This is a genomic window from Paenibacillus pasadenensis, from assembly GCF_002864175.1.
Classification (GTDB): Bacteria; Bacillota; Bacilli; order Paenibacillales; family Paenibacillaceae; genus Paenibacillus_O; species Paenibacillus_O pasadenensis.
Genome location: NZ_NFEZ01000004.1, coordinates 215,576 through 227,500, shown reverse-complemented (window position 1 = coordinate 227,500; position 11,925 = coordinate 215,576). Strand labels below are relative to the sequence as shown.

8 protein-coding genes, 1 other RNA gene and 1 pseudogene (1 of these 10 running past the window's edge) are annotated in these 11,925 nt (G+C 64.7%); all 10 read right to left on the bottom strand.

Annotation, left to right across the window (positions count from 1 at the left end; translation table 11 throughout):
* Positions 1-1,755 carry the 5' portion of a DNA polymerase III subunit gamma/tau gene (dnaX, locus tag B8V81_RS10695; protein ID WP_028600630.1) on the bottom strand. It extends 24 nt beyond the left edge of the window, so only the first 1,755 of its 1,779 coding nucleotides appear in the window; the start codon lies at positions 1,753-1,755; its stop codon lies beyond the left edge, outside the window.
* A gap of 304 nt (positions 1,756-2,059) precedes the next feature.
* Positions 2,060-2,325, bottom strand: an RNA gene (ffs, locus tag B8V81_RS10690) — signal recognition particle sRNA large type.
* A gap of 147 nt (positions 2,326-2,472) precedes the next feature.
* Positions 2,473-2,886: a hypothetical protein gene (locus tag B8V81_RS10685; protein ID WP_146000482.1), complete on the bottom strand. Its 414-nt coding sequence runs from the start codon at positions 2,884-2,886 to the stop codon at positions 2,473-2,475.
* Between the two features lie 77 nt (positions 2,887-2,963).
* Complete coding sequence (gene rpmE, locus B8V81_RS10680) at positions 2,964-3,161, bottom strand: 50S ribosomal protein L31 (protein ID WP_021882051.1); 198 nt, start codon at positions 3,159-3,161, stop codon at positions 2,964-2,966.
* A gap of 106 nt (positions 3,162-3,267) precedes the next feature.
* The gene (locus B8V81_RS10675; protein ID WP_101808352.1) at positions 3,268-4,524 is read right to left on the bottom strand and encodes a radical SAM family protein; all 1,257 of its coding nucleotides are present in this window, start codon (positions 4,522-4,524) and stop codon (positions 3,268-3,270) included.
* A 940-nt stretch (positions 4,525-5,464) separates the two neighbouring features.
* A pseudogene (gene rho, locus B8V81_RS10670) lies at positions 5,465-6,757 on the bottom strand (transcription termination factor Rho); the annotation flags it as partial.
* A gap of 342 nt (positions 6,758-7,099) precedes the next feature.
* Complete coding sequence (locus tag B8V81_RS10665; RefSeq protein WP_028600633.1) at positions 7,100-8,353, bottom strand: UDP-N-acetylglucosamine 1-carboxyvinyltransferase; 1,254 nt, start codon at positions 8,351-8,353, stop codon at positions 7,100-7,102.
* A gap of 204 nt (positions 8,354-8,557) precedes the next feature.
* Entirely contained in the window at positions 8,558-8,959 is a 402-nt protein-coding gene (locus B8V81_RS10660) for a response regulator (protein ID WP_028600634.1), read from the bottom strand.
* Positions 8,960-9,188: 229 nt separating this feature from the next.
* Positions 9,189-10,790, bottom strand: a complete 1,602-nt coding sequence (locus B8V81_RS10655) for a CTP synthase (protein ID WP_028600635.1) — start codon at positions 10,788-10,790, stop codon at positions 9,189-9,191.
* Positions 10,791-11,157: 367 nt separating this feature from the next.
* Positions 11,158-11,712, bottom strand: coding sequence for a DNA-directed RNA polymerase subunit delta (gene rpoE, locus B8V81_RS10650; protein WP_101808351.1), 555 nt, complete (start codon positions 11,710-11,712; stop codon positions 11,158-11,160).
* Positions 11,713-11,925: the final 213 nt, after the last annotated feature.

Here is an 11,925-nt window from a genome sequence, read left to right as displayed (position 1 = left end):
GTCCTCGCCGAACATCTTGAACGCTTCCTCCACCCATTCCGGCCGTGCCGGAGGGGCGATCGGATCATCATGGGAGAGCTCGAACGGCTCGGCTCCGCTCTCCGCAGCCGGCTCCGAAGCCGCCTGCTGCCAATCCTTCTGCATGACGGTCGCCAGCTGCAGCGGCTTGCCGAACGCCTCCTGCAGCACGCGCTCGATCAGCTCGCGGTTGGCCTGCTTCTCCGTCGTCTCGCGGTGGATCGTATTTTTGAACGCGATGAGCGCCGTGTCGCCCGCCCAGGAGACCGGCTCGCCGTCGACGAGCCAAGCGTGGACGGTGACGCGCGCATCCTTGACGCGCGCGAGCACTTCCGCCCACTTGGCGCGCAGCTGGGCGGTGTCGGGGCTGCCCGCGGCGGAGACGAAGGGATCGAGCTTGACGGTCCGGAGGCTGCCTCCGGACCGCGGGCCGAACCCGCCGCCGCCGCGGGCGGGAGCGCCGCGCGGCGGCGCGGCGGCGGCCGGAGCCGCCGCGACTGCGGCGCCTCCGCTGCGCTGAAGCTGCTCGAGCTTGCGCTCGAGCTGGTCGATCCGCTGCTGCAGCGCGGCGACTTCATGGCCGGAGGGGCCGGGGGCCGCTGCCCCCCGCCGCTCCGCCGCAGGCTGCGCGCCCGCGGCGGGAGCTCCGCTCTCCGGCAGGGTGCAGATCTTGAGCAGCGCGACCTCGAACAGCGTCTGCGGGTGGGCGGCGTGGCGCATTTCGTTTTGATACCGGTTGAGCTCGTCGATCATGCGGAAGATGCGCTCCGCGCTGAACCCCTCCGCCATGTCGCGGAAGACGGCGGGATCGGCGAGCCGCCCCATGCCCTGGGCGCTGTCCGGTGCGAGCTTGAGCACGAGCAGGTCGCGGAAGTAGTAGATCAGGTTCTCGAGGCACTTGTCCGGGCTCTTGCCGGCCTGCATGAGGCCCTCGACGAGCGGCAGCACCGCCGCCGCGTCGGAGTCGCGCACCGCGACGGCGATGCCGGCGAACTGGCGGGCGGCGAGGCCGCCGGTGACGTCGACCGCGCCCTCGAGCGTGATCTTCTCCGCGCCGAAGGCGGCCGCCTGCTCCAGCAGGCTGATCGCGTCGCGCATGCCGCCGTCCGACAGGCGGGCGATGTAGTCGAGCGCCTCCGGCTCGGCCTCGATGCCCTCCTCCTGCGTGATCTCGCGCAGCCGCTCGATCTGCTCCTCCAGCGACACCTGGCGGAAGTCGAAGCGCTGGCAGCGCGAGACGATCGTCGCCGGCAGCTTGTGCGGCTCGGTCGTCGCGAGGATGAAGATGACATGGCTCGGCGGCTCCTCGAGCGTCTTCAGAAGCGCGTTGAACGCTTCCGTCGTGAGCATGTGGACCTCGTCGATGATGTAGACCTTGTAGCGCACCTCGGACGGCGCGTAGCGCACGCTGTCGCGGATCTCCCGAATCTCGTCGATGCCCCGGTTGGAGGCGGCGTCGATCTCCACGACGTCCATCACCGTGCCGGAGGTAATGCCTCGGCAGGCCGCGCATTCGTTGCAGGGCTCGGGCGCAGGTCCGCGCTCGCAGTTGACGGCTTTGGCGAAAACTTTGGCCGCCGTCGTCTTGCCCGTGCCCCTCGGCCCGTTGAACAAGTAAGCATGCGCGATGCGCTGCTCGCGGATCGCGTTCTGCAGCGTCTGCCGAATATGCTGTTGTCCCACCATGTCCTGGAACGTCTGCGGACGCCAGGCACGGTACAAGGCGATATGAGTCAAAGGTCGGCTTCCTTTCGCGCCGCCGGATGGCGGCCGTTATCGTTCTTCCATTATACATGACCGGGCGGCCGGGCAAAAGGGAAACGCTCTCTGCCGAAGGAATCCGCAAAAGGCGCGGCAAGGACGGAAGGCGGGCCGGCAGATGAGCGCGCGAGCAATGGAAAACAGGCTGCGGGGCTCGGCGCCCGGCTTGCGGTCTTACGACTCCATCGACAGCGCGATCTGTCCCTGGACGGCATGAAAAAACGCCGGGCGACGTCTGGAATCAGACAATCGCCCGGCGTGCGGGATTGATCGAGTAGAACCGTGCACCTGCCCTCGATCCATGCGTCCCAGCCGGCACTCCTGCTCCCAGCTCGGGCCAGGCGTCCCTCCGGCACATGAACGGACTTGCTTACGGCTGCTTCCTTCCGGACCTGACCGGGTTCACAAGCGTCCATTGCGGAGGACCCGTCCGTCAACACTGTTCCTAGGCGCCAAACGCTGCAACGCATAACCTACGGCAGGAATTCAACCTCGCTATAGCGGATTGCGAGTTACAGGGCACCGCTACCTCCCCGTCTAGCACGGCAGGGTTTCAGTATAGCCGATTTGCGGGGCTTGCGCAACCGGACGAGATGAGCCTGAAACGCGCGGCGCCGAGCCGAAAGAGCGAGCGGCCAGCCGCTGCGGAGCTTGCGCTGCGGCGAAGGGGCTTCTGCGGCGGCGGAGCCGCCGTTACGGCGCCAGCTCCGTCACGACATCGTAGCGAGGCATGTTGTAGGCGAGCTGGGACTGGACGCGGGCGCGCATCTCCTCGCGCTGAGCGGAGTTCATGCCGGGGCGCGGCTTCACATAGGCGCGCATCGTCGCGCCGTCGATGACGAGCCGGACGGAGCCGACGCCCTTGACCTCCTTCGCCTTCTGCTCGGCAAAGTTCGCGTCCTGCTGGATGTTCTGCGCATGCGGCGTATTGATGAGATGCGGATTCGTATTGGTCAGGCCGAGCTGGCCGTCGCGGCCGTAGCTCTTGCCTTTCATGGAGTTCGGGCTGCCTCCGCAGCCGGACAGCAAGGCGGCGCCAAGCAGAAGGGCGCCGGCGGACAGCGCGATGCGGCGGGCAAGCGGACGGATCGTAACCATGTGGTGCATGCAAAAAACCTCCCTTTGGCCATAGGATGGCGAAGGGAGGTTTTTCTATACTGCCAATGGCTGGCAGCTGAAGTCGATTAGATGCCGTATTTCTTTTTGAAACGGTCTACGCGGCCGCCGGCGTCCAGGAACTTCTGCTTGCCCGTGAAGAACGGGTGGCAAGCGGAGCAGATCTCCACGCGCAGGTTCGGTTTTACGGAACCGGTCTCGAACGTGTTGCCGCAAGCGCAAGTAGCCGTTGTCACGTGGTATTTCGGATGAATAGCCTCTTTCATCGTCTTTCACCTCTTTTGCCCTGAGCTTCATGCGAGCCCAGAGTTATCGCAATACTTGAATACTATATCATGCATGCCCGTACCGCGCAATGCCCTTCGGCAGCTCTCAGCGGCGGCGGGCCAGCTCGGCCGGAGGCACATGCGTGTACGAGCCGATGACGACATCCGGCAGCTCCTCGCGGAAGATTTCCAGCATCTGCTTCATGCCGTAAATCTCTCCGCGCGCCTTGGGGATGAGGTTCAGGTAGCTCTCCGGGTCGATGTTGAGGTTGCGCATCTGGATGAGCCGCAGGCCGGTCCGGCGCACGAACTCGATCATCGCCTCCATCTCCTCCTCGCGGTCGGTGACGCCCGGGAAGATGAGGTAGTTGATGGACGTGTAGACGCCTTGGTCGGCGGCGTAGCGGAGCGATCTCTCGACATTTTTCAGCGTGTAGGCCCGAGGCTTGTAGTAGGCGTTGTAATGGTCGTCGAGCGCGCTGATCGTGCTGACGCGCATCAGATCGAGGCCCGAGTCGACGATTGCCCGCATGAAGTCGGTCAGGCCGGCGTTGGTGTTGATGTTGATGTAGCCCATCGAGGTCTGCTCGCGCACGCGGCGGATCGCCTCGACGATGATCTTGACCTGCGTGGACGGCTCGCCCTCGCAGCCCTGTCCGAAGCTGATGATCGACTCCGGCGTGCGCAGCTGCTCCAGCATGATCTGCACGACCTCGTCGACGGTCGGCTTGAAGTTCATGCGCGTCTGCGGAGCCGGGAACGCGCTGTCCTCCGGCTGCTCGGAGATGCAGCCGAAGCAGCCGGCGTTGCAGGAATAGGAGACGGGAACCGCTCCTTCCCAGCGCTGCAGGAACGTATTGGAAGCGGTCAGGCATTCGTAGCCGAGCGCGCAATGGGACAGATGCTCGTACAGCCGGTTGTCCGGATACTTGGCCAGCAGCTCCTCCACCTTGACGTTCAGCTCGGTCCGGTCGCAGTTCAGCGGGTTCCATCGCTCGGGATCGTCGCACTGCTCGGCGGCGGCCCAGAAGCGGCCGTCCTTCCAGACGACGGCGGTATAGCCGAACAGCGGCAGCACGGCCGTCTTGTCCGACTTGGCGTAGCCCGGCAGCGCGAGGCGGGTGAAGCCCTGCGGCAGCAGCGCCCCGACCGCCTGATACGGCCCCGGCAGCAGCTCCATCTTGCCGCTCGGGCCGATGCCGATCGGACGCGTGCCCGGCAGCCCCACCAGCGTGGCGCCCTCCGGCAGAGGAATCAGCTCCTCCTCCATCAGCTCGATGACGATGTCCCCGCCGCGGCCGAGGCCGGTCCAGTCGGGATGGTCGAACAATTGGCCTTGTTCGTCGGCATATACAAGATTCATGATGTCCTCCTAAAGTCTGTACGAAGCGCCGGCGGTCATTCGGCCGGCGGCGTATCGGTCGGCCGCGTTGGCGCGTGCGTCGGCGGCCGGCGGCGCGGCCGGCTTGTCGCCGGCCGCCGGTGCGGCTGCGCGCGCGGCGGATGCGGCGCGCGTGCGCTTCGCCGGCGCGGCTTCGGCCGCCGGCGCATCGGAGCGACTAGGATGGGCTCGCCTGGAGTGCCCGGCGCAGCGGGAGCGCGGCGCTGGCCCAGGTGCACCCGCGTGCGCGCTGCGGCCTGCGGCCGGCGCTCGGGCCCCGGAGGCGGCGCTCGGCGCGGCCTGCTCGCGCCGCCGCTGCGCGCCGAGGCGGGGCAGGCCTGCGCGCTGCGGCGCCGGCGCGCCGCCTGGCGCCGGGCCTCCGCGCGCGCGCGCCCCTCCGCCAGGCTGCTGCGGCCGGCTGGCGCTCGCCCGCGGCAGGCTGCAGCCGGCTTCGGCGTTGCCGGCTCGGCCACGCGCGCGCGGCCACCCCTAGCGGCCCTGCTCGGCTGCGGAGCTGGCGCCCGCGACCGGATGCGCCGGGCTGTAGCGCCGAGGCGCGCTGTCGCGACGCGAGACGCTGCGCCGCGGGCGCGCCCGGACGCGATGCTGCGCCCGGACGAGCGCCCGTGCCGCTGCGGCCCGCGTAGGAGCCGCCGGCGGAAGCGCTCGGCCGCGATGCGCCGTAGCTGCCGGTCTCGCCCCGGCTGGCGTAGCCGCTCTCGGAGCGGGCCGAGCTGCCGGAGAAGCCGCCGGCGGAAGGGCTGGCCGCGCCATTGCCGCCGCCAGCAGCCGTTCCGCCGCTCCCGGAAGCGTAGCTGCGGTAGCCTTGTCCCGTCGCGCCATGGTTGCGGTAAGCGGACGTGTTGGAAACGATCGGGCTGCCGCCGGCCGGCGTGCCCGGAGCTTGTCCGCCGGAGCCGCTGCCGGAGCTGCTGCCGCCTGCGGAAGACTGGCTCGGCCGTTGGCCGTTCTTGGACTCCAGCGTCGTCAGGAATTCCGCGTTCGTCTTGGACTCGCCGAGCTTCTTGAGGAAGTTGTCGACGAACTCCATCGAGTCGTTCATGTTCTTGCGGATGACCCAGATCTTGTCCAGCTCCTCCTTGCTCAGCAGCAGATCCTCGCGGCGCGTGCCGGAGCGGCGGATGTCGAGAGCCGGGAAGATCCGGCGCTCGGCGAGCTTGCGGTCCAGGTGCAGCTCCATGTTGCCGGTCCCTTTGAACTCCTCGTAGATGATGTCGTCCATGCGCGAGCCGGTGTCGATCAGCGCCGTGGCGAGGATCGTCAGGCTGCCGCCCTCCTCGATGTTGCGCGCCGAGCCGAAGAAGCGCTTCGGCCGGTGGAACGCCGCCGGATCGATGCCGCCGCTGAGCGTCCGCCCGGACGGCGGAATGACGAGGTTGTAGGCGCGCGCCAGGCGGGTGATGCTGTCGAGCAGGATGACGACATCCTTTTTATGCTCGACCATGCGCAGCGCCCGCTCCAGCACGAGCTCGGCCACCTTGATATGGTTTTCCGGCAGCTCGTCGAACGTCGACGCCACGACCTCGCCCCGCACGGAGCGCTGCATGTCGGTCACTTCCTCCGGACGCTCGTCGATGAGCAGCACGAACAGCTCGATCTCCGGGTTGTTCTCGGAGATGCTGTTGGCGATCTCCTTGAGCAGCAGCGTCTTGCCCGCCTTCGGCGGCGCGACGATCAGCCCCCGCTGGCCGAGGCCGACGGGCGCGAGCAGATCCATGATGCGGGCCGACAAGCGATGCGGGGTCGTTTCCAGGACGAGCTTCTTTTGCGGGAAAAGGGGGGTCAGCGCCGGGAAATGCAGGCGGTCGGCTGCCGTTTCCGGACTCATGCCGTTGACGGCGTTCACTTGCAGCAAGCCGAAATAACGTTCGTTTTCTTTTGGAGGACGGCATTTGCCGGAGACGAGGTCGCCGCTGCGCAGGTCGAACCGGCGGATCTGGGACGACGAGATGTAGATGTCCTCGTTGCTCGGCAAATAGTTGATCGGACGGAGGAAGCCGAAGCCTTCCGGCAGGATGTCCAACACGCCCTGCATGAACAGCAGCCCTCCGCGCTCCGCCTGCGCCCGCAGGACGGCGAAGACCAGCTCTTTCTTCTTCATCTGGTTGAAGCTCGGCACCTCGAACTGCTTGGCGAGCTTGTACAGATCATTCAATGACATTGCTTCCAGATCGGCGATCTGAAATTCGCTCATGATCTCACCACTTTATTCAGTTTTCGCACCTTAATCTTTACCTCATGTCGGGACGATCCGAATCTATGACTTCGATTCTCTTATTGTGTCCGGGCGGGCTTCGCCCTAACCTTCGAATCAGGATGGCAGAGGAATCGCATTAGCTCTAGGAAGGTCTGGAAGAGGGCTTGAAGGCGGGTGCAGGGGAAAAGAAAGCGCCCTGGCCCGCGGGAGCGGGCCAGTCGACGTCTGGATAGAGATAGGCAAGCCGAAGGCAGGCGCGGCTCGCGGCCGCCGCCTCGGGCGGTTCAAGCAAAAGGCCTCATCCGCAGCCGGTGCCGGCGCGGATAGAGGGCAGGCGGCTTACTCCTGCTCCCGCCATACGTCGGCGCCGAGCCGCCGCAGGTTCTCGACCAAATTGTCGTAGCCGCGGTCGATATACTCGACGCCGGTAATTTCGGTGACGCCCTCGGGCACGGTCAGGCCGGCGACGACAAGCGCCGCTCCGGCGCGCAGATCGGCGGCGCGCACCTTGGCCGCGTTGAGCGGGCCGCCCTCGATGATCGCCGAGCGCCCCTCCACGCGGATGCCCGCGCCCATGCGCACGAGCTCCGGCACATGCTTGAACCGGTTGCTGTAGACGTAATCCGTCAGGATGCTGACGCCGGAAGCTTGCGTGAGCAGGCTCGTCATCGGCGACTGCAGGTCTGTCGCGAAGCCGGGATAGACGAGCGCCCGCACGTCGATCGGCTCATAGGCCGGCGCGCCGACGATGCGGATGGATTCGTCCATCTCGATCACCTGCACGCCCATCTCCACGAGCTTGGCGCTCATCGCTTCCATATGCTTGGGGATGACGCCGTCGATGACGACGTCGCCGCGGGTCGCGGCGGCCGCGATCATGTAGGTCCCAGCCTGGATGCGGTCCGGGATGATGGAGTGGCGGCAGCCGTGCATCGCCTCCACGCCCTCGATCCGGATCGTCTCCGTGCCGGCGCCCTTGATGCGGGCTCCCATGGCGTTGAGCAGCGTCGCTACATCTATGATTTCAGGCTCCTTGGCCGCGTTCTCGATCGTCGTGACGCCCTTGGCCCTGGAGGCGGCCAGCATGATGTTGATCGTCGCTCCGACGCTGACGACGTCCAGGTAGATCTTGGCGCCGCGCAGCTCGCGGGCGAAGATGCGGATCGAGCCGTGCTCGTTGGACACTTCCGCGCCGAGCGCCTCGAAGCCCTTGATATGCTGGTCGATCGGACGAGGCTCGAAGTTGCATCCGCCGGGCAGGCCGATGACCGCTTCGCCGAAGCGGCCGAGCAGCGCTCCCATCAGATAATAGGAAGCCCGCAGCAGCTTCACCTTGCCGTCCGGCATCGGCGCCGACCGCAGGCGGGAAGGATCGATCCGCATCGTGTCGCCGCTCCAGGACACGCCGGCCCCGAGCTGCTCCAGGATCTCCCCGTACACCGCCACGTCGCTCAGCTGCGGCAGGTTGTCCAGAACGACTTCAGATTCCGCCAGAATGGCGGCGGGCAGCAGCGCGACCGCGCTGTTCTTGGCACCGCTGATCTGCACCGTGCCTCGCAGCGGACGTCCGCCGCGAACCATTAGTTTCTCCATTAATGCTGTATCCTCCCCGGGAAGAAGCAGGCCGCGCCGCGCGGCTGGCGCGCGACGCCCTGCAGCTGAAAACAACGCAGCGCGCGCCGGCAATGCAGCTGCAAGGGCGCGCGCTCATCGTTTGTGGTTGGTTCAGTCCAATGAAGCGGGTCATTCTGGGCTATTATATCATACTTGTCCGGGCATAAAAACAGGCCCTGCTGCTCAGGACCCGATCGCGTATTTGCTGTTGTTCTCGTCGTCGCGGCGCAGCTGCATGTTGACCGCGAGCCTCATCTCGTCGATGTCGAACGGCTTGGTGAAGTGCATGACCGCGCCGAGATCGGTCGCTTCCTTGATCATGTCCAGCTCGCCGTAAGCCGTCATCATGATCACCTTGATGCTGCGGTCGATCGTCTTGACATGCTTGAGGATCTCCAGTCCGTCCATGCCGGGAATCTTCATGTCCAGCAGGACCAGATCCGGACTTTCGTTGCGGACGATCTCCAGGGCCAGCTTGCCGTTGGAAGCCTGAAAGGTCGTATATCCCTCGCTCGTAAATACCTCCATTAGCAGCACGCGGATTCCGTTCTGGTCATCCACGATGAGTACCTTCTTCTTGTCCAACTTCTCTACCTCCCGTTAGGTTCTCTCTTCGACAGATCTAGCTGCTCTATGTGTCGGATCGTTGGCGTCTGCGGCGATGAGACGGTAAGGCAACGGCTTTCGGATTTTGCCCACCCCCTATATTCGCCCTGCCCCTTCTATCTCCTTCTCTAAATTGGAAAAAAGCCGCCAGCATCGCGAAAGGCGATGCCAGACGGCCAAATAAGAGGGAGCCGGGCTCCTGCGCCGACTACTCGGACAGCTGGAGGGAGGCGTTGACGAAGCCGCGGAACAGCGCCTGCGGGCGGTTCGGGCGAGAGGTGAATTCCGGATGGAACTGGACGGCCAGGAACCACGGGTGCTCCGGCAGCTCGACCATTTCGACGAGGCGTCCGTCCGGCGAGGTGCCGGAGATGCGCAGGCCTGCCTGCTCCACTTGCTCGCGGTACTCGTTGTTGAACTCATACCGGTGACGATGGCGCTCGTAGACGAGCTCGTCGTCGTACTCGCGCGCGGCGAGCGAGCCTTCGGCCAGCTTGCACGGATAGAGGCCAAGGCGCATCGTGCCGCCGAGATCCTCGATATCCTTTTGCTCCGGCAGCAGGTCGATGACCGGATACGGCGTCGTCGGGTTGATCTCGGAGCTGTTGGCCCCGGTCAGGCCGAGCACGTTGCGCGCATACTCGATGACCGCTACCTGCATGCCGAGGCAAATGCCGAAGAACGGCGTGCGGCTCTCGCGGGCGTAGCGGATCGCCGCCACCTTGCCCTCGATGCCGCGGTCGCCGAAGCCGCCCGGCACGAGGATGCCGTTCACGCCGGCGAGCGTCTCGGCCGCGTTGGCGTCGGAGAGCTCCTCGGCGTCGACCCAGCGGATGCTCACTTCGGAGTCGGCCTCGATGCCCGCATGAGCGAGCGACTCGACGATGCTGAGGTAGGCGTCATGCAGCGCCACGTACTTGCCGACGATGGCGATCTCGGTCTTGCGCTTCAGGTTCTTGACGCGGTCGACCAGCTTCGTCCACTCGGCCATGTCGGCTTGCGGAGCCTGCAGCTTGAGATGGTCGACGACGTACTGGTCGAGGCCCTGCTCCTGGAGCATGAGCGGCACCTCGTACAGCGTGGACGCGTCGCGGCATTCGACGACGGCGTTCGGATCGATGTCGCAGAACAGCGCCAGCTTGTTTTTCAGGTCCTCGGAGATCGCTTTCTCGGTCCGGCAGACGATGACGTTCGGCTGGATGCCGATGCTGCGCAGCTCCTTGACGCTATGCTGGGTCGGCTTGGTCTTCACCTCGCCGGCGGCCTTGATGTACGGGATCAGCGTCACATGCACGTACATGACGTTGTCGCGGCCGATGTCGCTCTTGATCTGGCGGATCGCCTCGAGGAACGGCAGGCTCTCGATGTCGCCGACCGTGCCGCCGATCTCCGTGATGACGACGTCGGAGCCGGCTTCGCGGCCGGCGCGGAAGACGCGTTCCTTGATCTCGTTCGTAATATGCGGGATGACCTGGACCGTGCCGCCGAGGTATTCGCCGCGGCGCTCCTTGGTGATGACGGACGAATAGATCTTGCCGGTCGTCACATTGCTGTTTTTGGACAGGTTGATGTCGATGAAGCGCTCATAGTGGCCGAGGTCGAGATCCGTCTCCGCCCCGTCGTCCGTGACAAAAACTTCTCCGTGCTGGTACGGGCTCATCGTCCCCGGATCCACGTTGATGTACGGATCGAACTTCTGGATCGTAACCTTCAGGCCGCGGTTCTTGAGCAGCCTGCCGAGCGAAGCCGCGGTGATGCCTTTGCCGAGAGACGACACCACACCGCCCGTTACAAAGATATATTTCGTCACTGTTGAATACCCTCCATGCTCCTATGGTTAGTTAAAGGTTGCCCAGGCCGGCCCTGAAACATGGCGCGGACCCCATATAAAAACAAAAAAAGTGTCACCCATATAAAGGGGGCACTTTCTACGATCACCCATGCAAATATGCAGGCAGAACGCTCCGCTGCTTCCTGTCGGAATCGGCGCGAAGCAGCCTTGAGCTGATGATGGTTTCACTAAAAGCTTCAAAAAGCCCATGCAATAGTTTATCTCACCGCAATCCGCCCTGTCAAGGACAAGCCGGACCTTTGCGAAAGGCGCCTCGAATGGAAAAAGGCCCCGAAAACGGGGCCTCGAAGCGGCCCGCCGCCAGCCGGCGGGAGCCGAAGATACTTTACTTGCCGCCTTGCTCTTCGTCGGAGTCCTCGTCCTCGAAGTCTTCCTCGTCCTCGTCGTCGGATTCCTCGGCCTCGGCGTCGTCCTCGTCGATCGTCTCGTCGACCGCTTCGGCGTCGTCCTCTTCGCTCTCGTCGAACTCGCGGTCCTCGTCGAACAGGTCGAAGTCCTCCTCGCTCTCGGCGTAGGTGTCTTCCTCCTCCGCCTCGAACGGCTCCTCGTCCTCGAGATCGTCATCGTCGTTGATGATGCGCGGACGCTTGGCGTTCGTGATTGGATCCTCGTTCTTCTCGACCGGATACCAGCGCTTCAGGCCCCAGGTGTTGGAGCCGACGCAGGCGAAGCGGCCGTCGATGTTGATCTCCGTGTAGACCTGGGCGATGACGTTGTTGACTTCCTCTTCCGTCAGGCCGCGGTACTTGGCGATCTCTTTCATCAAGTCGCGATAATAGTAGGGCGTATTGGCCGCTTTCAGCACTTCGAAGGCCAGATCGACCATCGGCATCTCGCGCAGCCGCTCCGCATCGAATTTTTGGGACAGGTTCGTGCTCATCTAATCCAGACACATCCTCTCGGATAATCGTACGCAGCTCATTACGGTTCCATCTTGTCCACAGTCAACCTTTAGTAAAACCTATTTGCCTCAAAAAATCAAGGCGCTTCCTCGAGCGGCTTGTCCGCTTCCAAAAGGGACGCGCGGCCTCATAAAGGAAGAACGAAGGGCTCCCCCTTCGCTCCTGACTGTATCCTTCCGCCTGGAGCGCCT